This window comes from Micromonospora sp. WMMD1076 (assembly GCF_029581475.1).
GTDB classification, from domain to species: domain Bacteria; phylum Actinomycetota; class Actinomycetes; order Mycobacteriales; family Micromonosporaceae; genus Micromonospora; species Micromonospora aurantiaca.
Genome location: NZ_CP120862.1, coordinates 3,687,199 through 3,707,848, shown reverse-complemented (window position 1 = coordinate 3,707,848; position 20,650 = coordinate 3,687,199). Strand labels below are relative to the sequence as shown.

The window sequence follows — 20,650 nt, the reverse complement described above, 5'->3', positions numbered from 1 at the left end:
GGAGCCTGCTCAGACATCGTACGGCGGTCGCGGGATGGGGTCCACCATGGCGTCGAAGCCCTTCGGGAGCTGCGCGACGAGGTCGTGGAACTCCCCCACCGTCACCGTGTCGCGCAGCGTCGCGAGCACCGCGACGGCACCCACCTCGGCGACCGCGGGATCCACCGCCGCGCGTTCGGCCACCCGGTAGAGGAAATCCACCGCGCCACCGGTCATAGCGGTCCCGCCCGGCTCCAGGTAGCCGCCCACGTCGTCCGGCAGCTGCGCGGCCAGGTCCGTCGCCTCGTCCGCGGTGATCCGGTCGGCGAGCGTCTGCAACACCGCGCGGGAGACGGTCGCGGCCTCGTCAGCGGGCAACTCGGCCCGCCGCGCCACCGCCTCGACGAACAGGGGGAACCGCATCCCACCCCTCCCCTCGCCGCCGGTGGGCACCACGCCCGCAGCGGTCGGCCCCGGCGGGTACCCGCCCCCACCCCGGCCAAACGCCGCACCCGCCGCGAGGCGGAAAAGCCGGAGGGCGGGTGGCCGGTCGCGTCGGTGGCATCCGCCCATGGCCCCCGTCACGACCCATCCCCGGCGACGATGCAGCCCGAGCACCTGGACCTCCAGACGTCCTACGGGCACCACTACACGACGCTGAACCTGCCGGTGACCCGCGCGCCGGGCGAGGCGCTGCCGAACACCGAGATCTTCCGGCGGATCGCCGCCGCGCTCGGGATCGACGACCCGGCGTTCCGGGACAGCGACGAGGACCTGGCCCGGCAGTTGCTGGCCGGCGCGCCGATCACGTACGAGGAGCTGCGCGAGCGCACGTACGCCCGGCTCACCGGCGTACCGGTGGGTTCCGCGCCGTACGCCGAGGGCGGTTTCCCCACCCCGGACGGGCGGGCCCGGCTGCACGACCCGGAGCTGGCCGCGCTCGGGGTGGACCCGCTGCCCGGGTACACGCCACCGGCCGAGGCGGCCGACCCGGAGCTGGCCCGCCGGTTCCCGCTGACGCTGCTCGCCCCGGCCAACCGTTACCTGATGAACTCCACGTTCGCCTCGCTGCCGTGGCACACCCGCCGCGCCGGGCCGCCCCGGGTGCACCTGCACCCGGCCGACGCGGCGCCGCGCGGGCTCGCCGACGGCGACGCGGTACGCGTGCACAACGACAGGGGCGCGTTCCTCGCCGCCGTGGCGGTGGACGAGGCGGCCCGGCCGGGCCTGGCGTTCACGTACAAGACGTACTGGGCGCGACGCAGCCCCGGGCGGTCCACCGTCAACGCGGTCACCGGCGTCCGGGACACCGACCTGGGCGAGGCACCGACGTTCCACGACCGCCGGGTGGAGGTCGAGCCGGTGGCGGCCGGACTGCTGACCGCCGAGCCGCCCGCCGACGAGGTCGCCGAGCCCGTCGCGGCCGGGTGATTCGGGACCTCCGGCCCCCTGACCTGGTCTTTGCGCCCCTGCTCCGGCCCGGTGCCGCCGCCTAGCGTCGGAGGCGGACACAGGGAGGTTCGCCATGCGTACGTGGCAGGTGCAGGACGTGATGACCAGGGACGTGGCGTCGGTACGGGAGGGCACTGAGTACCGGGAGATCGTCGACGTGCTGACCGAACGGCACGTCACGGCGGCGCCGGTGGTGGACGAGACCCGCCGGGTGCTCGGCGTGGTGTCCGAGACGGACCTGATGTACAAGGTGGAGTTCCTGGGCCGGCCCCGGGAGCGGCGGATCCTGCCGGACCGGCACCGCCGCGAGGCGCGGGCGAAGGCCGGCGCGACGCTCGCCGCCGACCTGATGACAGCTCCCCCGGTCACCGTCACGCCGGACGCGACGATCGTCGAGGCGGCCCGGCTGATGGACGCGCGCGGCGTGAAGCGGCTGCCGGTGGTGAACGACGTCGGCCGACTGGTCGGCATCGTCACCCGCGGCGACCTGCTCAAGGTGCACCTGCGCCCGGACGCGGGCATCCGGCGGGACGTGGTCGAGGAGGTGTTGTGGCGCAGCCTCGGCGTCCGCGACGGCGTGGTGGACGTGACAGTCGACAGGGGCGTGGTGACGCTCACCGGCCAGGTGGAGCGCCGGTCCACCGCGCAGCTCGCGGTACGCCTGACCCGGCAGGTCAGCGGCGTGGTGGAGGTGGTCGACGCGCTCGGCTACGCGATCGACGACGCGCCGATGTCGGCGTTGCGCATGGGCGGCGGCACCCCGGCCGGCATCGCGTGAGCCCGGACGCGCCGGTGCGTCGGCCCGTACCGGCGCCACCGGTGTCACTCCTGGGCGAGCGCGTCGAGCACCAGCGCGGCGGTCCAGCTGAACGCCGGTGAGCCGAGACCGGCTCCGGTGTCCGGGTGGAAGTACTCGTGGCAGCCGGCCCGGTCGACCAGGTCGAGCAGCGACTCGCGCAGCCCGGCGGCCAGGTCGGCGCGGCGGTGGGTACGCAGTCCCTGCCAGAGCAGCCAGCCGGTGTTGATCCAGCTCGGGCCGCGCCAGTAGCGCAGCGGCTCGAAGTCCGGCGCGGTGCGGTCGTACGTGGGCAGCGGCCGGTCCATCCGTGCGGCCAGCCCGAAGCGCGGCGAGCACGCCTCGGCCAGGACCGCCGACACCTGCGCGGCGGGCAGTTCGGGCAGCGCCAGCGGCATCAGTCCGAGCACGGTCCGGGCCGGCACGAGCCGGTCGGCGTGGACGTCGCGGGGGCGGAACGTGCCGGTGGCCGGATCCCAGAGGCGGGTGACGAGCGCCTCGGTGATCCGGGCGCCCCGGTCGCGGTGCGGCCCCGGGTCGGCGCCGATGACGGCGGCGATGCGGGCGAGGGCGTACTCGGAGACGCCGAGCGCGGCGTTCACCAGCGGGCACTCCACCAGGAACGGGTGCCGTCCGAGCAGGCCCTCGTCCCGGTAGCGGCCGGCCCGGTAGCTATCCACCAGCGCGACGTAGCGCGCGTAGTCCAGGTCGGTGGGGCGCTGCGCCGCGTCGGCGTGCGCGGTGTCGTGCCGGCGGTACGCGCGCATCACCGCCTCGTCGGCGGGCACCCCGGCCAGCGGCGCGTCCCAGGCGGGGCTGTTGTCCAGCCCGGACTCCCACGGGTGCACGATCGACGCCAGCCCGCCGCCCCCGGCGTCGCGGCGACCGGTCAGGTAGCGCTGCTGCGCGACCAGCCTCGGGTAGAGCCGCCGCAGCGCGGCCACCGACGCCTCGCCGGGCGCGCGGCGGTGCACCAGCCAGGCGGCCGGGGCGTGCACCGGTGGCTGGACGATCCCGGAGGTGGCCCGGGCCGGCGAGCCGTCGGCGCGTGCCGAGTCCCAGAACTGCGGCCCGGGGAAGTACGGCCCGGCACGCGAGGCCGGGTTGAACACGATGTGCGGCACCCGCCCGTCGACCCACTGCGCGGCGAACAGCGTGCGCAGCTCCCGCCAGGCCCGGTCCGGGCGGACGTGGGACAGGCCGATCGCGATGAACGCCGAGTCCCAGCTCCACTGGTGCGGGTAGAGCGTGCGGGAGGGGACGGTGTGATCGTGTTCCCAGTTGGCGTCGAGGGTGGTCAGCGCGAGGCGGCGCAGCCGGGCGTGGCGGTCGGCTCCGGCGCGTACCCCTGTGGTCAGCGTCATGCGGCGGCCCGCCGGGGACGGGCCTGGGCCAGCGCGGTGGCGGCCTGGCGCAGCGCGGCGACCGGCTCGCCGCGCAGCCGGCACTCCAGCGCCAGCCAGCCGGTGTAGCCGATCGCGTCGAGCGTGGCCAGCAGCGCACCCCAGTCCAGGTGCCCGGCGCCGGGCTGGTGCCGGTTGGAGTCGCTGACCTGGATGTGCCCGAGGTACGGCGCGGCGGCGCGCAGCGCGGCGTGCGGATCGTCCTCCTCAATGTTCATGTGGTACGTGTCGGCGGCCACCCGCAGCGCCGGTGACCCGACCGCGCGGCACAGCTCGACCGCCTGGTCGAGCCGGTTGACCATGTGGTCCTCGTACCGGTTGAGCGGTTCCAGGAACACCGTGACCCCCTCGGCGCGGGCGTGCCCGGCCAGCTCGCCCAGGGCGTCGACGAGCACCCGCCGGTCGCCGTCGGCCGAGCGTGGTGGTTCGAACGGGGGCAGACGGCGGGAGAACATGCCCCACGCGGCGGGGGTCATCGCGCCGGCGCCGCCCAGCTCGGCGATCACCGACAGCTGGGAGCGCAGGTTGTCGACCGCGTCGCGGGAGCGGGCCGGGTCGAAGTCGCCGACGAAGTGGTCCATCTCGACGCAGACGGTCGGCATGACCACGCCGGCGGCGCGGGCGCGGCGCAGCTCCGGCAGCCGCCGGGCCAGCGCGTGGTCACCCCGCCCGCGCAGCTCGATGCCCTGGTAGCCGAGGGAGACGGCGAGGGCGTACTTCCGGGTCAGGTCGGCGCCGGGAAGCAGCTGCTCCTGGCACGAGAGCGGAATGTCCATCAGAACCTCAGCACCACTTGGAGGACGTCACAGTCACCGCGGTCGAGCAACGCCAGCGCGTCGGCCACCGCGCCCGCGTCGACGACGTGGCTCACCAGCGGCAGCGGGTCGACGCTGCCCTCGGCCACCAGGTCCATGAAGGTGTGTGCGATCCGCGTCCCGGACCACCGGCCGGCCGTGCCGGGTGCCGGGTCCGGCCCGGAGACCTGGGCGGCCACGAGCTGGATCCGGTTGTGGTGGAACTCCTCGCCGAGTTCCAGCCCGTGGGCGTACCCCTGGTAGAAGCCGGCCGCGACGACGCGACCGGCGTGCGCGGTGGCGCGGATCGCCTCGTGCAGCGCCGGGTACGACCCGGACAGCTCCAGGCAGACGTCGGCGCCCCGGCCGTCGGTGGCGGTCCGCAGCGCGGCGGCGGGCGAGTCGGCGGCGGCGTCGACCACCCGGCGCGCGCCGAGCCGCACGGCGTGCGCGAGCCGGCCCGGCATCCGGTCGACGGCGACCACGCGGGCGCCGGACAGCGCGGCCAGGCGCGTGCCGAGCAGCCCGATCACGCCCTGCCCGAACACGCCCACCCAGTCGCCCAGGTGCAGGTCACCGGCGAGCACGGCGGTCAGCGCGATGGCGCCGGGCCGGGCGAACACGGCGGCGAGCGGGTCGAGGCCCGGTGGCAGCGGATGCGCGGCCGTCGCGGGGAGCACGGCTTCGGCGCGGTGCCCCCAGATGCCCCAGACGAGCTGGCCGGGCCGCCGCCCGGCCACGTCGGGCGCGACCTCGACGATCTCGCCGACCTCCTCGTAACCGAAACCCACCACCGGGTACGCGGGCGTGGCCTGGCGGGGCACGAACATGCGGGAGCCGGCGTCCCAGTCCTTGCGCAGCCGCGGGTTGCTGCCCCGGTAGAGCGTCAGCTCGGTGCCGGCGGAGATGCCCGAGTAGCGGGTGCGGACGCGGACCTGGCCCGGACCGAGCCGGTCGGTGGGGCAGGGCTCCAGGCGTACGTGCCGGGGCCCGGCCAGAGAGACAACCCAGTTGCTCATGGCGTCGCTCCGAGGGAAGTGCCGACCCCGATTCTAACCCAAAAAATGGGCATATGTGATTAGACTGATATATCGATGGGTATTAGCGGCAGGCCGTGCTCTTTCGAGAGGAGTGCCACCGATGTCATCACCCTCCACGCGGCGGCTCGCAATCAGCCTGATCCTGGCACTGGCCGGGACCGGCATGGCCGCATGCAGCGACGACGGGCAGAAATCCGACAGTTCGCAGATCACCGTCTGGAGCCTGGAAGACGTGGCGGACCGCGTCGCCGCCACCAAGACGATCATCGCCGACTACACCGCCAAAACCGGCGTCAAGGTCAACCTGGTCACCGTCAACGAGGACCAGTTCCCGTCCCTGATCGCCTCCAGCGCCGCCGCCGGCGACCTGCCCGACGTGGTCGGCTCGGTCTCGCTGGCCGGGGTGCGCACGCTGTCCGCGAACGAACTCCTCGACGCCGACGCCAACGCCGCCGTCGTCGACCGGCTCGGCCGGGACACGTTCACGCCTCGCGCGCTGGAACTCACCAGCGACGGCGGCACGCAGCTCGCCGTGCCGAGCGACGGGTGGGGCCAACTGCTTGTCTACCGCAAGGACCTGTTCGCCGCCGCCGGCCTGCCGGCGCCCGACACGTACGAGAAGATCGCCGCCGCGGCGGCGAAGCTGAAGATCGGCGGCGTCGCCGGCATCACCGCGGCCACCTCCCCCGGCGACGTGTTCACCCAGCAGACGTTCGAGCACCTGGCACTGGCGAACAACTGCCGGCTCACCGACGACTCCGGCAAGGTCACTCTCGACTCCCCCGAGTGCGTCGAGGCGTTCCGCTTCTACGGCGACCTGATGCGGAACAACTCCGTCAAGGGCGCCCAGGACGTCGACACCACCCGGGCCACCTACTTCGCCGGCAAGGCGGCCATGCTGATCTGGTCGCCGTTCATCCTCGACGAGCTGGCCGGGCTGCGCGCCGACGCGCGGCCCACCTGCCCGCAGTGCCAGTCCGACCCGGCCTGGCTCGCGAAGAACAGCGGCTTCGTCACCGCGATCAAGGGCCCGAACGGCACCGAACCGGCCCAGTACGGCGAGGTCAGCTCCTGGGCCGTGCTCGACGGCGCGGCCGACCCGGCGAAGTCGTTCGTGGAGTACATGCTCTCCGACGGCTACCCGCGCTGGTTCGGCATGTCCCCCGAGGGACGTTTCCCGGTGCGCACCGGCACCCCGGAGGACAAGCAGAAGTTCCGGACCGCCTGGAACACCAGCCCCGCCGGCGTGGACACCAAGAAGCCGCTGTCGGAGGTCTACGGCGAGGACGTGCTCGCCACGCTGCGGCGCAGTCCCGACACGTTCCAGCGCTGGGGCCTGACCGAGAACCAGGGCAAGCTCGTCGGCGCCATCCTCGGTGAACTGCCCGTACCCAAGGCGCTCGCCGACGTCGTCGGCGGCAGGTCCGACGCCCGCGCCGCCGCCGAACGCGCCCGCAAGGACGTCGAGGCGATAGCCAAGGGCGTCAATTGACCACCACCGCGCCGGAGGCCGGCCGCTCCCCCGCGCCGGAGCGACCCCGCCGACCCGGCCGCCGCCCGCTGACACTGCGCCGCCGCGAGTCCCGCGCCGGGCTCGCGCTGGTCACCCCGACCCTGCTCGTCGTGGTCGCGGTGATCGGCATACCCATCGTCTGGACGGTGGTACTGGCCTTCCAGCGGGTACGCCTGGCCACACTGCGCAAGACCGGCCTGTTCGGCGAGCTGACCCTGGACAACATCGACCGGGTGCTGCACACGCCCGGGTTCGCCGACACGCTCTGGACCACTGTGCTCTACAGCGTCGGCGGCACCGCCGGCTCGATAGTGGTCGGCCTCGCGGCGGCGCTCGCAGTACGCGGGCCGTTCCGGGGCCGCACGCTGGTACGCGCGTCGATGCTGCTGCCGTACGTGGCGCCGGTGGTCGCCATGACGTTCGTCTGGCAGGTGATGCTCGACCCGCAGCTCGGCATCGTCAACGACTGGGGGCGGCGCTTCCTCGGCTGGGACTCGCCGGTGCCGTTCCTGTCCCAGGAGTCCACCGCGCTGTGGACGGTGATCGCGTTCGAGGCGTGGCGCTACTTCCCGTTCGCGTTCCTGTTCCTGCTGGCCCGGCTCCAGGCGGTGCCCGGCGAACTGGAGGAGGCCGCCCGGGTCGACGGGGCCACCCCCACGCAGCGGTTCCGGCACATCCTGCTGCCGCAGCTCATGCCGGTGATCGCGCTGATCGGCGTGCTGCGGTTCATCATGACGTTCAACAAGTTCGACGACGTCTACCTGCTCACCGGCGGCGCGGCCGGCACCGAGGTGGTGAGCGTACGGGTCTACCAGTTCCTCACCGCCCGCACCGACATCGGCGCGGCCGCCGCCCAGGCCGTCGTGCTGGCCGTGGTGCTGCTCGTGTTCGTGGCGATCTACCTGCGCTTCTTCGGCGCGCGGCGGGAGGCGTGATGGACCGGGACCGGATCGAGACGGTGAGCCTGCGCTGGCTGCGCCGGCTGGTGATCGCCGGGTTCCTGGTGGTCACGCTGCTGCCGTTCTGGTACATGCTGGTGCTGTCGGTACGCCCGATCGAACGCCTGCTGCTCGAACCCGGCTCGCTCTGGGTGCCGTTCGGCGAGCTGACCGTCGCCACGTACGCCGAGGTGCTGAAGTCCGTCTCCGACGGCGGCCAGGGCTTCCTCACCTTCATCCGCAACAGCGGCCTGGTGGCGCTGGCCGCCACCGCGCTCACCCTGGTGATCGCCATTCCCGGCGCGTACGCGGTGTCCCGCCTGCGGTTCTTCGGCCGCCGGCAGGTCAGCGCACTGTTCCTGGCGGTCTACCTGTTCCCGTCCATCGTCATCGCGATCCCGCTGTTCGTGGTCTTCACCCGGGCCGGGCTGCGCGGATCGCTGACCGGCCTGGTGCTCGTCTACATCTCGCAGACGCTGCCGGTGTCGGTCTACATGCTGAAGAACTACTTCGAGACGATCCCGGTCAGCCTGGAGGAGTCAGCGGCGATCGACGGCGCCGGCCGGCTCGGCATCATCCGCCGGGTCAGCCTGCCCCTCGCCGCCCCGTCGGTGATGGCGGTCGCGCTGTACGACTTCATGATCGCGTGGAACGAATACCTGTTCGCACTGCTGTTCCTGGTCGACCGGCCGGACCGGTGGACCGTGTCGCTGGGCCTGTCGCTGCTCTCCGACGGCGTCGAGGTGCCCAAGACCGTACTGATGGCCGGCTCGGTCATCCTCACGCTGCCGATCGTGGTGCTGTTCTTCGCCGGGGAACGCCTGCTCACCGAGGGACTCACCAGCGGGGCCGAGAAGGGCTGAGCGTCCGTGCCAGGATGATCGGGTGCGATCATCACGGGAGCGCCGGGCCGGCGCGCGGGCGGCCCGGCTGCTCACCGAGGCGCTCGCCCCGACCGTTCTGGTCACCGCGCTGCCGCTGATCGCCGCCGCCCGGGTCAGCCGCTCGGCGGGCCAGTTCCTGCTCTGGGGCGGCATCGCGCTGACGTTCTGCGCCGTCATCCCGATCGGTGTGCTCGTGCACGGCGTACGCCGAGGGCGCCTCACCGACCGGCACGTCGGCGACCGCACGCAGCGGGCCCGGCCGCTGTCGATCGGGCTGGCCTCGGTCGCGGCCGGGTTGCTGCTGCTGGCGGCGGTGCGCGCGCCGGCCGAACTGTTCGCCGTGATCGTCGTGGTCTTCGTGGTCGGCGCGGCCTGCGCGCTGGTTAACCACTGGTGGAAGCTGAGCATCCACGCGGCGGTCGCCGCCGCCACAGTCGCCGTGCTGGTGCCGCTGGCCGGCCCGGCCGCGAACCTCGGCTGGGTGCTCGTCGCGGCCGTCGGCTGGTCCCGGGTACGGCTGGCCGACCACACCTGGCCGCAGGTGCTGGCCGGCGTCGCGCTCGGCGGGCCGCTCGCCGCCGGCACGTTCCTGGCGCTCGCCTGACCCGCTGCCACAAGATCAGCTACGGTGGCCCCATGGCCAAGCCGACCCGCTGGGTGACCGACACGAAGCCCGGCCACTCGCAGTGGTACGTGGACCGGTTCCGTCAGCTCGCCGCCGAGGGCGCCGACCTGTCCGGTGAGGCGCGGCTGCTCGACGCGCTCGTGCCGCCCGGCGCCCGCGTCCTGGACGCCGGCTGCGGCACCGGCCGGGTCGCCGCCGCGCTCGCCGCACGCGGGCACGACGTCGTGGGTGTGGACGCCGACCCGACGCTCGTCGAGGCGGCCCGCGCCGACCACCGCGGCCCCCGCTTCCTGGTCGCCGACCTGGCCGAGCTGGACCTGGCCGCGCAGGGCGAGGCCGAGCCGTTCGACGCCGCCGTGCTGGCCGGCAACGTGATGGTCTTCGTCGCCCCCGGCACCGAACGCGACGTGCTGGCCCGCGTCGCCGCACACGTGCGCCCGGACGGCCTGGTCGTGGTCGGCTTCGCCACCGACCGCGGCTACCCGGTGGCCGACCTGGACGCCGACGCGGTGGCCGCCGGGCTGCGCCCCGAGCACCGCTTCGCCACCTGGGACCTGCGGCCGTGGCGGGACGACGCCGACTTCGCGGTGACGGTGCTGCGCCGCCCCGCCGGCTGACCCTCGGCTCGGCTCGGCTCGGCTCGACCCGTCCCGGCCGGGTAGGCACCTCTGGTGGTGACGGTCAGCCAGTGCCTCGTCCCGTCCCGTCCCGGGCCGCGCCGGTGCACCGGTGCGCCCGTGCGGTGGCCGGCGCTCAGGCGGGTGCGGCCACCGTGCGGGCGGCCTCCGGATCGAGCGGGCTGCCGGACGGCAGCAGGTCCACCAGGCCCGCCGGCAGCCGCGCCGGGCGCACCCCCGCGTACCCGAGCATGCCCGGCACGTCGGCACCGGTCAGCGCGTACCGCCTGCCCAGGTCGGTGACCACGCAGATCGCGCCGCCGGTCGCGCCCGGCGCCGCCACCGCCTCCACCAGCGCGCCGCGTCCCGGCTCGACCACCACCTCGTCGGCGAGCCCGGCCCGGCCGCCCGGTGTCCGCGCGGCGGCGTTCGGGTCCGGCGCGGTGACGCCGAGGCGGAGCTCGCGTACGCCGCTGTCGTCGCCGGCCCGCGCGCAGAGCGCGCCCTCGGCGGCGGCCAGCCGGGGCGGTACGGCGGGCGGCGCGGTCGGCCCGCCGGGCACCAGACCGGGCAGCTTCGGCAGCGCGGCGAACCGGCCGAGCGTGATCGGTTCCGGATCCCGCTGGCCGGTGCGGGCCAGCAGCAACGCGGCCTGCAACTCGGTGATCGCCGCCAGCCCGCCCCGCTGGGCCACCGCGTACTGCCGTCCGCCGCCGGAGTTGCGCACCAGGTAGACGTCGCCCACGCTCGCGCCGGTGACCCGCTCGGACGGCTCGCCGAGGTCGTCCACCGGCGGCGGGGCAAGATCGGCGCCGGCCGGGAGCGTGTTCAGCAGCGCCGCCGCCACCGGCACCGCCCGTTCCCTGGTGGCGGCGAGCGCGGCGAGCACCCGGTCGGTGTCGCGCAGCAGGTAGCGCCGGTCGTGCCAGAGCAGGTGCAGGCCGCCGTCCGGGTGCCGGGCGAGCAGGCCCTGGTCGCCGAGCGCCCGGCCGCCGGTGGCCTCCCGCCCGATCAGCAGCACCGAGCGGGCCTCGTCACGCCCCGCCGCCTGGCGCCCGGTCTCGCCGCGTCCGGCCTCGTCGCCCGCCACCGAGCAGAGCGTCCAGGCGTCGCGGACGAGCCGGTTCGGCGCGGGCAGCGAGTCCGGCGCGTCGGCGATGCCGAGCGGCAGGCCACGCGGCACGCCGTCGATGGCGCGGCGGCCGACCAGCACCGTCCTCGGCCGCTCCGCCCCGATGATCAGCAGGGCGGAGGCGTAGTTGAGCACCGGGTGCAGCCTGTCGTCCCGGTAGACGAACCGCGCCCCTGACTCCTTCTCCACGATCACCGCGCCGGTCTCGCGCCACGAGTCACCGCCGCCGGTGAACAGGCCGTAGAGCGCGACGCCGCCGAGCGCGATCGCCGCGACCAGGACGCTGGCCAGACCGGCGCCGGCCAGCCGGCGGAACGGGGACTGCGGCGGGTCCGTCTCCCGCATGACGAGCGCGGCGACCGCCCGCTGGACGGTGAACTGGTACGAGTGCAGCTGGTCCTGCCGCGACGCCATCGTGTCCCTTCCCGCCGGGATGGTCGGCGCACAGGATAAGCGCTCCGTCGATGCCCCGGCGACCCTGCGTGTCCCTCGCCGGCCCTTCGCCGTCGGCCCGCCCCGCCAGTACGCCGAGGTCGCTGGATCCCACCCACCCGGACCCCACCACCTCCCCGACCGGTAGTCGATCAAGCCACGGGTGAGCGCCCGCCCCCTCGCTCGGACACCGCCACAGGCGCGCCCGCACCCAGTCCCCGGCGGAATCACGCCGAGGTGGCTGCATCACACCCACCCGGATCCCACCACCTCCCCGAGCTGGAGTCGATCAAGGCAGGGAACACAGGCAGGCCCGGTCATCGGCCGACGCCCGCGCTCCGCACATGCACCCCACCGTGCCCTGGCCGGACAGCTCATTCGCCACCCCGAAACGCTCGCCCCCCGACGTGGCCACATCACACCGGCCCGGACCCGTCCACCTCCCCGAGGTGGAGTGGATCAAGACAGGGGCAGCCCAGCGAGGCACCCCCGCCCGAAGCACCCGCCCCGCCAGCTCCCGGAAGTGGCTGCATCACACCCGTCCGGACCCCACCACCTCCCCGAGGTGGAGTGGATCAGGGCGTTCGCGCCCGTCTACGAGGGGGGCCAGCGAGCAGCACCCGGGTGTCATCTTCGGCGAGGTCGACACCGAGGCCGAGCCGGCCCTCGCGGCCGCCGCCCAGATCCGGTCGATCCCGACACTGGTGGCGTTCCGGGACGGCGTGCTGGTGTTCGCCCAGCCGGGCGCCCTGCCGACGGCCGGGCCGGAGGAGCCGATCCGGGCCGTACGCGACCTCGACATGGACGAGGTCCGCCTGACGGGTGGCGGCACGGGTACCCCCTGGGGTATGTTTGGAGGCAGGAGGTGGGACGTGAAGCTTCGACCGGAGATGACAGGTGAGGCGCTGACCCGGCTCAAGCGGGCCCGGGGGCAGCTCAACGCCGTCATCGAGATGATGGAGAACGGCGAGGACTGCCGCGCCGCGCTGACCCAGCTCGCCGCGGTCTCCAAGGCCATCGACCGGGCCGGCTTCAAGATCATCGCCTCCGGCATGCGCTACTGCGACGCCGCCCGCCAGGCGGGCGAGGAGCCGGAGATGACCGAGGAGGAGCTGGAGAAGCTCTTCCTGTCCCTGGCCTGACGGCGCCCGCCTGATCGGCTGAGCCCCACCCGCGCCGCGTGTCCGCGACGCGGGTGGGTAGACACCTGCCTGGAGACCCCAGGCCGCAGACTGTCCTTCGAATACCCCCGGGGGTATATAGGCAATGAGAGGAAACGGCATGACTCTCGACGTGTCCGTCATCGCGACCTCCTCGCTCGGCGACCGCAGCTACCTCGCCTCCGACGGCCGGGTGGCGATCGTGGTCGACCCGCAGCGCGACATCGACCGCATCCTGTACCTGGCCGGCGCCGAGGGCGTACGGATCACTCACGTGGTGGAGACGCACATCCACAACGACTACGTCTCCGGCGGCCTGGAGCTGGCCCGGATCACCGGCGCGCGGTACCTGGTGGCCGCCGCCGACACGGTCGGGTTCGACCGGACCCCGGTGTCCGACGGCGACACCGTGCCGGTGTCGGACACGATGCGGCTGCGGGTGATCGGCACCCCGGGCCACACGTTCCACCACCTGTCGTACGCGATCGACGAGGCCTCCGACGGCGGCTGGACGCCGGCCGGCGTGTTCACCGGCGGCTCGCTGCTGTTCGGCACCACCGGCCGCACCGACCTGCTCGGCCAGCAGCACGCCCACGATCTGGCGCACCACCAGCACGCCTCGGCGCGCAGGCTGGCCGACCTGCTGCCCGACGGCGCGCAGGTGTGGCCCACGCACGGCTTCGGCAGCTTCTGCTCGGCCAGCCAGGCCGACGCCCCCGAGTCGACGATCGGCCGGGAGAAGGAGGCCAACCCGGTGCTGCGGCTGGCCGCCGACCGGTTCGTCACCGAGACGCTGGCCGGGCTGGACGCCTACCCGGCGTACTACGCCCACATGGGCGTCGCCAACACCGCCGGTCCCGCCCCGGTCGACCTCACGCCGGTGGCCCGCGCCGACGCCGACGAGCTGCGCCGCCGCATCGCCGCCGGCGAGTGGGTGGTCGACCTGCGCCACCGCAGGGCGTACGCGGCCTCGCACCTGGCCGGCACCGTCAGCCTCGGCCTGGACGGGCCGATGTCGACGTGGCTCGGCTGGCTGATCGACTGGGGTGTACCGATCACGTTCCTGGCGCAGACACCGGAGCAGGTCGCCGACGCCCAGCGGGAACTGGCGCGCATCGGCATCGACCGTCCGGCCGCCCAGGCCACCGGCGAGCCCGAGCAGTGGACCGGCGACCCGTCGCAGCTGCGGGAGCTGGCGGTGGCCGACTTCGGCGCGCTCGCCGCCGCGCAGGCCGGGAAGACCCCGGCCGGGCTGCCCGAGCCGCAGGTCGTCCTCGACGTGCGGATGACCAACGAGTGGACGGCCGGGCACATCGACGGCGCGGTGCACGTGCCGCTGCCGGACGTGCCGAAGCGCCTCGCCGACATCCCCGCCGGGACGGTCTGGGTGCACTGCGGCTCCGGCTACCGGGCCACCGCCGCCGCGTCCCTGCTCGCCAACGCCGGCCGTGACGTGGTGCTGATCGACGACTCGTACGCCCGGGCCGAGGCGGCCGGCGTACGCATGGCGCCCACCGCCTGACCTCTCCCGAGCGCCCGGCCGGCGTGTCCCTACGCCGGCCGGCGCCCGACCCTGCCCGGAAACACGCCGTGAAGGAGACACAGCATGACCACGACCACCCCCGCCACCATCGACGCGGCGGCCCTGCGCGAGCTGATCGCCGCCGGCCGTACGCCCCGGATGCTCGACGTGCGCACGCCCGGTGAGTTCGAGGCGGCGCACATCCCCGGCGCGTACAACGTGCCGCTGGACCTGCTCCGGGAGCACCGCGCGGAGCTGCGCAGCCACCTGGACGAGGACGTGGTGCTGATCTGCCGCTCCGGCGTCCGGGCCGGCCAGGCCGGGCAGGCGCTCGGCACCGTCGGCCTGCCCAACGTCAAGGTGCTCGACGGCGGCATGCTGGCCTGGCAGGCCACCAACGCCCCGGTCAACCAGGGCCGGTCGCGCTGGGACCTGGAGCGCCAGGTACGCCTCGTCGCCGGCTCGATCGTGCTCGCCGCCGTCGTCGGGTCGGTGTTCGTGCCCGGCCTGAAGTGGGTCGCCGCGTTCATCGGCGCGGGCCTCACGTTCGCCGCGCTCACCAACACCTGCGCCATGGGCATGCTGCTGGGCAAGCTGCCGTACAACCGCGGCGCGAGCTGCGACCTGGACACGATCGTGGGGCAGTTGCGCGACGGGAGCCGCAAGTGACGACCCTCGTCCTGACGCTGGCCGGCGCGGCGCTGATCGGCGTGACGCTGGGCCTGCTCGGCGGCGGCGGGTCGATCCTCGCCGTGCCGCTGCTGGTCTACGTCGCCGACCTGCCCGCCAAGGAGGCGATCGCCACCTCGCTGCTCGTCGTCGGCGTGACCAGCGCCGTCGCCGTACTGCCGCACGCCCGGACGAACCGGGTCCGCTGGCGTACCGGGCTCATCTTCGGCGTGGCCGGCATGACCGGCGCGTACGCGGGCGGCCGGCTGGCCGAGTTCGTCCCGGCCGGCCTCCTGCTGACCGTGTTCGCCCTGATGATGCTCGCCACCGCGGTCGCGATGATCCGGGGCCGCCGGTCCACCGAGGCCCGGCCGGTGCCGCACGAGCTGCCGATGCCGCGGGTCGTCGGGGACGGCGTGGTCGTCGGCCTGGTCACCGGCCTGGTCGGCGCCGGCGGTGGCTTCCTGGTCGTACCCGCCCTGGCCCTGCTGGGCGGGTTGCCGATGCCGGTAGCGGTCGGCACCTCGCTGGTCGTCATCGCGATGAAGTCGTTCGCCGGCCTGGCCGGCTACCTGTCCAGCGTGCAGATCCACTGGGGTCTGGCCGCCGGGGTCACCGCCGCCGCCGTCGCCGGCAGCCTGCTCGGTGGCCGCCTCGCCGGGCGGATCCCGGCCGACCTGCTGCGCCGGGGGTTCGGCTGGTTCGTCGTGGTGATGGGCGTGTTCGTGCTCGCGCAGCAGTTGCCGCCGGTATGGGGACTCGCCGTGGGAGCGCTTGCCGTGGCCGGTACGGTCACCATGGCGGTGTGGGGCCGCCGGAGGAGGGAACACAGTGGACAGCAGCGCCTGGGACAGCCGGTACGCCGACACGCCCGGACTGGTGTGGAGCGCTGAGCCCAACCGTTTCGTGGTCGAGTCGGTCACCGGGCTGACCCCCGGGTCAGCGCTGGACATCGCCGCCGGCGAGGGCCGCAACGCGGTCTGGCTGGCCGGTCAGGGCTGGCGGGTCAACGCGGTGGACTTCTCCGCGGTGGCCGTCGACCGGGGGCGGGAGCTGGCCGCCGCGCGGGGCGTCACAGTCGACTGGCGGGTCGCGGACGTGACCGCGTACCGGCCGGTGCCGAACAGCTACGACCTGGTACTGATCAGCTACCTGCACCTGCCCGCGCCGGAGTTCGCCGGGGTGCTGGCCGCGGCGAAGTCCGCGCTGCGCCCCGGCGGCACGCTCGTGGTGGTGGGCCACGACCTGGCCAACCTCTCCGGCGGCATCGGCGGCCCGCAGGACCCGGACGTGCTGCTCACGCCGGAGTCGGTGGTCGACGGGCTGGCCGGGCTGCGTGTGCAACGGGCCGAGACGACCCGCCGGCCGGTCCCGGCCACCGACGGCGGCACCGTCGACGCGCTGGACACCGTCGTGGTGGCCACCCGCCCCGCCGACTGACCGCCGTCCGCCCCCGTTCCACCGGGCCGGGCCGGGACCGGCCGGTAGCATCCGGGGACGGATCGGCGGAGAGGACACCGGGTGGGCGCGCGCTTCGAGGAACTGGCCTGGCGGGAGACGCCGATCGGCGAGATCAGCCTGCGGCGGCGCCGTGACCCGGCACTGGACTCCGACGTGTACGAGGTGAAGCTCGACGACGAGTACCTCATGTCCAGCGCCTTCCCGGTCGCGGAGATCGAACTGGCCCGGCTCGGGCTGGCTCCGCTGACCGGTGACGCGCTGGACGTGGTGGTCGGCGGGCTCGGCCTCGGCTACACCGCGCGTACCGCGCTGGAGGATTCCCGGGTGCGCTCGCTGGTGGTGGTCGAGGCGATCGAGGACGTGATCGACTGGCACCGCCGGGATCTGCTGCCGTTCGCCGCCGGGCTGGCCACCGATCCGCGTACCCGGTTCGTCCGGGCGGACTTCTTCGCCGCGGTCGCCGGCGGCGGCCTCGACCCCGACGAGCCGGGGCGCCGCTTCCACGCGGTGCTGCTGGACGTGGACCACTCCCCCCGCCAGGTGCTGCACCCCAGCCATGCCCCGTTCTACACGGTCGACGGGCTGCGCCGGCTGGCCGCGCTGCTGCACCCGGAGGGCGTCTTCGCGCTGTGGTCGAACGACCCGCCGGACACGGCGTTCCAGCGCACGCTGACCGAGGTGTTCCCGACCTCGGTGGCGCACGTCGTCCGGTTCCCGAACCCGTTGCAGGGCCGGGAGGCGGCGAACACCGTGTACGTGGCCCGGCACTGACCCGCCCGGCGGCGCATGGCCGCACGAGCAGCGGGAAAGCGCACGGCCCACCGTACGACGGGAGGCTGGGACATGCGCGCGTTGCTCTGGGTGGTCGGCGTGGTCGCCGGTGTGCTCATCCTGCTCGGGCTGCTGCTGGAGGCGGTCCGCTGGCTCGTCGTCATCGGCGTGATCGCACTCGCCGCGGTCATCGTCTTCGGGATCGTGAAGGGCCGGCGGGTGGTGCACCAGCATTCGACCCGCCGACGCTGACCTGCGGAGAGTGTGACCCACCCGGCAACCTACGTGAGCGTAGGTTACCGGGCGGTCAAGTTACGCTGGGGGCGTCATCCGCGCGACGAGGAGTAACGGCGATGGACGCGACCACCCAGCGACCCTGGACCCGCAGCTACGCACCCGGGGTACCGGCCGAGATCGCCGAACCGGACGGCTCACTCGTCGACCTGCTCACCGAGGCGGCCGGGCGGTTCGGTCCCCGGGTCGCGCTCGACTTCTACGGCGCCACCACCACCTTCACCGAACTGGCCGACCAGGTGGCCCGCGCCGCCGAGGCGCTGCGCCGGCTCGGCGTCGGCCCGGGCGACCGGGTGGCCCTGGTGCTGCCGAACTGCCCGCAGCACGTGGTCGCGTTCTACGCCGTGCTGCGCCTCGGCGCGGTGGTCGTCGAGCACAACCCGCTCTACACCGCCGACGAGCTGGACCGGCAGCTCACCGACCACGGCGCGGCAGTCGCGATCGTGTGGGACAAGGTCGCGCCGCTGGTGGCGGGCCGCGGCGCCGTGCGTACCGTGGTGGCTGTCGACCTGACCGCGGCGCTGCCGCGGCTCAAGCGGTGGGCGCTGCGGGTGCCGCTGCCGAAGGTCCGCGCCGCCCGAGCCGCGATGACCGCCCCCGCGCCCGGCGCCCTGCCCTGGTCGGAGCTGGTCGCCGCCGCCGGGCCGCTGCCCGCCGGGCATCCCGCGCCGGAGGCCGGGGACGTGGCGCTGCTCCAGTACACCGGCGGCACCACGGGTGAGCCGAAGGGCGCGGTGCTGACGCATCGCAACCTGCGCGCCAACGCCGCGCAGGGCCGCGCCTGGGTACCGGGCCTGCGCGACGGCGCGGAGACGGTGTACGCGGTGCTGCCGCTGTTCCACGCCTACGGGCTGACGCTCTGCCTCACCTTCGCCGTCAGCATCGGGGCGACGCTGGTGCTGTTCCCCCGCTTCGACGCCGACCAGGTGCTCGACGCGGTCCGCCGCCGCCCGCCGACGTTCCTGCCCGCGGTGCCGCCGGTCTACGGGAAGCTGGCCAACGTCGCCCGGGAACGCGGCGTCGACCTCACCTCCATCCGGTACGCGCTGTCCGGCGCGATGTCGCTGCCACCGGCCACAGTGGAACTGTGGGAGCAGGTGACCGGCGGCCTGCTGGTCGAGGGGTACGGAATGACCGAGACGTCCCCGATCACGGTGGGCAACCCGGTCGCGCCGACCCGCCGCCCCGGCACCGTGGGCGTGCCGTTCCCCTCCACCGACGTGCGCATCGCCGACCCGGAGGACCCGTCCCGCGACCGCGCGCCGGGCGAGGCCGGCGAGCTGCTGGTCCGCGGGCCGCAGGTGTTCACCGGCTACTGGCACCGGCCCGAGGAGACGGCCAAGGTGCTGCTGCCGGGCGGCTGGCTGCGTACCGGCGACATCGTCACCATGGACGCCGACGGCTTCGTGACGGTTGTCGACCGGATCAAGGAGCTGATCATCACGGGCGGCTTCAACGTCTACCCGTCCGAGGTGGAGGAGGCGCTGTGCCGCGTTCCCGGCGTACGCGAGGCCGCCGCCGTGGGCATGCCCACCGACGACGGCGAGGAGGTCGTCGTCGCGGTGGTGGTCGACCCGGCGGTGGCCGGCAGCCCGGAGGCGATCCGGACCTCGTGCCGCACCCACCTGGCCGGGTACAAGGTGCCGCGCCGGGTCGTGGTGGTCGACGAGCTGCCCCACTCCCAGATCGGCAAGATCCTGCGCCGCGAGGTCCGCGAACGGCTGCTCGCCGACCGCTGACCCGGGCCGCCCGTTTGCCGGCGCGGCGGCGGGGGTAGACGGGCGTCCATGGTGGATTCACGGGGCAGCGCAGTCGGTCGTCACGTCATGCGCCTGGTCGGGGGTGTGGCCGTCATCCTCGGCCTGCTCGGCATCTTCGCCACGCTCGCCGACGGCAACCTGGTCGGGATAGTGCTCAGCGTCCTGTTCATCGGCGGCGGGGTGTTCCTGCTCGAGCGCTCGGGCGGCGGCCGCCGGACGGACTCCGTGCCGCGCCCCGCTCGCTGACGGCACGCGGCCGCGCCGGACGTGTCGGTGCCCCCGCCTACGCTGTGGTGATGACCGACAGGCGTCAGGTGATGGCCTTCCGGGCCCGCGCTCAGCAGCTCGACCGGGCCGAGGGCTCGCTCGCCGACACCGCCGTGCTCGACATCGGCGTGCAGGACACCGGTCCCGACGGCGGCCGGTGGGCGCTCGCCACGCGCGGTGTCGACGTGGCCTCGCTGACCGGCGACGACCTGGTCCTGCTCTGGACCATACGCGGCGCCCCGCACCTCTACCGCCGCGCCGACGTGAGCGCGGTGGCCGCCGCGGTCGAGCCGTTCTCCGACGCCGACGCCGGCAAGCGCATCTACGACGCGGCGAAGCCGTTGAAGGCCGCGGGCATCGGCATCGTCGCCGCGCTGGACGAGGTGGCCGCGCGGATGCGGGAGATCGTCCGCGAGCCGACGGTCAAGGGCGAGGTCTCCGGCCGCCTGGCCGAGGTGCTGCCCGAGCCCTACCTGCGGCACTGCCGGCCGTGCGACGCGATCCACCTCTACGAGATGCCGTTCCGGCTCGCCGCCGTGCGCGCCGGGCTGGAGCTGCGGCTCGACACGTCACCGCCGGTCCTGGAACGCATCCGCGGCTTCCGTCCGGCCGCCGCGCCCGGCGACCGGTTCGAGCTCATCCGCGCCTACCTGCGGCTGCTCGGCCCGGCCACGCCCAAGCATGTCGCCGACTACCTCGACGCTTCGGTCAAGGAGGTGAAGGCCCACTGGCCGCACGACGCGGTCGAGGTGAGTGTCGACGGTGAGACGCGCTGGCTGCTCGCCGCCGACGAGGCGGCGCTGGCGTCGGCGGAGACCACGACGACGCGCCTGCTCGGCCCGTTCGACCTGTTCCTGCAGGCGAAGGACCGGGCGACGCTGGTGCCGGACGCGGCTCGGGTCAAGGAGCTGTGGCCGGTGCTGGGCCGCCCCGGCGCGGTGCTGGCCGACGGTGATCTGGTGGGCGCCTGGCGGCCTCGCAAGTCCGGCCGGACGTTCACCGTCGCCGTCCAGCCCTGGGGCAAGATCCCGGAGCGCACCCGCCGGGAGGTGGTCGCGGAGGCCGAGCGCCTCGCCGCGTACCGGGGTGTGCCGCTGGCCGGCGTCGACTTCGCCGGCTGACCGCCCACTGGCACGATCAC

At 74.3% G+C, this 20,650-nt stretch carries 22 protein-coding genes and 1 pseudogene; 18 read left to right on the top strand and 5 right to left on the bottom strand.

Translation table 11 applies throughout. The features are described from left to right. Window positions 1–9: 9 nt before the first annotated feature. A complete protein-coding gene (locus tag O7622_RS17630; protein WP_282309263.1) occupies window positions 10–402 on the bottom strand; it encodes a DUF2267 domain-containing protein in 393 nt (130 codons plus the stop codon). Between the two features lie 180 nt (window positions 403–582). Between O7622_RS17630 and O7622_RS17625 the strand changes: the two genes are divergently transcribed. Both O7622_RS17625 and O7622_RS17620 read left to right on the top strand, forming a co-directional pair. After that, window positions 583–1,410 carry a molybdopterin dinucleotide binding domain-containing protein gene (locus tag O7622_RS17625; RefSeq protein ID WP_282309262.1) on the top strand — a complete coding sequence of 276 codons (828 nt, stop codon included), beginning with the start codon at window positions 583–585 and terminating at the stop codon, window positions 1,408–1,410. A gap of 94 nt (window positions 1,411–1,504) precedes the next feature. Further along, window positions 1,505–2,209, top strand: a complete 705-nt coding sequence (locus O7622_RS17620) for a CBS domain-containing protein (RefSeq protein ID WP_282309261.1) — start codon at window positions 1,505–1,507, stop codon at window positions 2,207–2,209. Between the two features lie 44 nt (window positions 2,210–2,253). Here the strand turns inward: O7622_RS17620 and O7622_RS17615 are convergent, their stop codons facing one another. Genes O7622_RS17615 through O7622_RS17605 form a run of 3 tightly spaced genes read right to left on the bottom strand, consistent with a single transcriptional unit; the run spans window position 2,254 to window position 5,443 of the window. Next, complete coding sequence (locus O7622_RS17615; RefSeq protein ID WP_282309260.1) at window positions 2,254–3,591, bottom strand: hypothetical protein; 1,338 nt, start codon at window positions 3,589–3,591, stop codon at window positions 2,254–2,256. After that, a complete protein-coding gene (locus O7622_RS17610) occupies window positions 3,588–4,406 on the bottom strand; it encodes a sugar phosphate isomerase/epimerase family protein (RefSeq protein ID WP_282309259.1) in 819 nt (272 codons plus the stop codon). Before O7622_RS17610 ends, O7622_RS17615 begins: the two co-directional genes overlap by 4 nt. Further along, on the bottom strand, window positions 4,406–5,443 hold the full coding sequence (locus tag O7622_RS17605) for a zinc-binding dehydrogenase (protein WP_282309258.1): 1,038 nt from the start codon (window positions 5,441–5,443) through the stop codon (window positions 4,406–4,408). Before O7622_RS17605 ends, O7622_RS17610 begins: the two co-directional genes overlap by 1 nt. 121 nt (window positions 5,444–5,564) lie before the next feature. Here O7622_RS17605 and O7622_RS17600 point away from each other — a divergent pair, with 121 nt between their 5' ends. From O7622_RS17600 to O7622_RS17580, 5 genes are read left to right on the top strand one after another with little or no spacing between them, the layout of a single operon-like run. After that, window positions 5,565–6,956, top strand: coding sequence for an extracellular solute-binding protein (locus O7622_RS17600; RefSeq protein ID WP_282309256.1), 1,392 nt, complete (start codon window positions 5,565–5,567; stop codon window positions 6,954–6,956). Beyond that, window positions 6,953–7,912 carry a sugar ABC transporter permease gene (locus O7622_RS17595; protein ID WP_013285936.1) on the top strand — a complete coding sequence of 320 codons (960 nt, stop codon included), beginning with the start codon at window positions 6,953–6,955 and terminating at the stop codon, window positions 7,910–7,912. Before O7622_RS17600 ends, O7622_RS17595 begins: the two co-directional genes overlap by 4 nt. Further along, on the top strand, window positions 7,912–8,778 hold the full coding sequence (locus O7622_RS17590) for a carbohydrate ABC transporter permease (protein ID WP_282309255.1): 867 nt from the start codon (window positions 7,912–7,914) through the stop codon (window positions 8,776–8,778). The genes O7622_RS17595 and O7622_RS17590 overlap by 1 nt, the downstream gene beginning before the upstream one ends. A 22-nt stretch (window positions 8,779–8,800) precedes the next feature. Then, a complete protein-coding gene (locus O7622_RS17585) occupies window positions 8,801–9,403 on the top strand; it encodes a phosphatase PAP2 family protein (RefSeq protein ID WP_282309254.1) in 603 nt (200 codons plus the stop codon). 32 nt (window positions 9,404–9,435) lie between these two features. Further along, window positions 9,436–10,041, top strand: a complete 606-nt coding sequence (locus O7622_RS17580; protein ID WP_282309253.1) for a class I SAM-dependent methyltransferase — start codon at window positions 9,436–9,438, stop codon at window positions 10,039–10,041. Window positions 10,042–10,177: 136 nt separating this feature from the next. Here the strand turns inward: O7622_RS17580 and eccB are convergent, their stop codons facing one another. Beyond that, a complete protein-coding gene (gene eccB, locus O7622_RS17575; RefSeq protein WP_282309252.1) occupies window positions 10,178–11,587 on the bottom strand; it encodes a type VII secretion protein EccB in 1,410 nt (469 codons plus the stop codon). A 623-nt stretch (window positions 11,588–12,210) separates the two neighbouring features. Here eccB and O7622_RS17570 point away from each other — a divergent pair. The 11 genes and pseudogenes from O7622_RS17570 to O7622_RS17520 form a co-directional block, all read left to right on the top strand. Continuing rightward, window positions 12,211–12,420: pseudogene (locus tag O7622_RS17570) on the top strand (thiol reductase thioredoxin); the annotation flags it as partial. A 57-nt stretch (window positions 12,421–12,477) separates the two neighbouring features. After that, the gene (locus O7622_RS17565; RefSeq protein WP_091427369.1) at window positions 12,478–12,747 is read left to right on the top strand and encodes a metal-sensitive transcriptional regulator; all 270 of its coding nucleotides are present in this window, start codon (window positions 12,478–12,480) and stop codon (window positions 12,745–12,747) included. Between the two features lie 139 nt (window positions 12,748–12,886). After that, complete coding sequence (locus tag O7622_RS17560; protein WP_282309251.1) at window positions 12,887–14,287, top strand: MBL fold metallo-hydrolase; 1,401 nt, start codon at window positions 12,887–12,889, stop codon at window positions 14,285–14,287. A gap of 84 nt (window positions 14,288–14,371) precedes the next feature. Beyond that, window positions 14,372–14,956 (top strand): rhodanese-like domain-containing protein, encoded by a 585-nt coding sequence (locus O7622_RS17555; RefSeq protein ID WP_282309250.1) that lies wholly within the window; start codon window positions 14,372–14,374, stop codon window positions 14,954–14,956. After that, complete coding sequence (locus tag O7622_RS17550) at window positions 14,953–15,849, top strand: sulfite exporter TauE/SafE family protein (RefSeq protein ID WP_282309249.1); 897 nt, start codon at window positions 14,953–14,955, stop codon at window positions 15,847–15,849. The genes O7622_RS17555 and O7622_RS17550 overlap by 4 nt, the downstream gene beginning before the upstream one ends. Next, complete coding sequence (locus O7622_RS17545) at window positions 15,788–16,396, top strand: class I SAM-dependent methyltransferase (RefSeq protein ID WP_282309248.1); 609 nt, start codon at window positions 15,788–15,790, stop codon at window positions 16,394–16,396. The genes O7622_RS17550 and O7622_RS17545 overlap by 62 nt, the downstream gene beginning before the upstream one ends. Window positions 16,397–16,477: 81 nt before the next feature. Further along, entirely contained in the window at window positions 16,478–17,188 is a 711-nt protein-coding gene (locus O7622_RS17540; RefSeq protein ID WP_282309246.1) for a spermidine synthase, read from the top strand. A 72-nt stretch (window positions 17,189–17,260) separates the two neighbouring features. Continuing rightward, entirely contained in the window at window positions 17,261–17,440 is a 180-nt protein-coding gene (locus O7622_RS17535; protein WP_262015447.1) for a hypothetical protein, read from the top strand. Between the two features lie 101 nt (window positions 17,441–17,541). Next, window positions 17,542–19,221 (top strand): long-chain-fatty-acid--CoA ligase, encoded by a 1,680-nt coding sequence (locus O7622_RS17530; protein WP_282309245.1) that lies wholly within the window; start codon window positions 17,542–17,544, stop codon window positions 19,219–19,221. Window positions 19,222–19,269: 48 nt separating this feature from the next. Next, entirely contained in the window at window positions 19,270–19,488 is a 219-nt protein-coding gene (locus O7622_RS17525) for a hypothetical protein (RefSeq protein ID WP_282309244.1), read from the top strand. Between the two features lie 50 nt (window positions 19,489–19,538). Further along, window positions 19,539–20,630, top strand: coding sequence for a winged helix DNA-binding domain-containing protein (locus O7622_RS17520; protein WP_282309243.1), 1,092 nt, complete (start codon window positions 19,539–19,541; stop codon window positions 20,628–20,630). Window positions 20,631–20,650 lie beyond the last annotated feature (20 nt).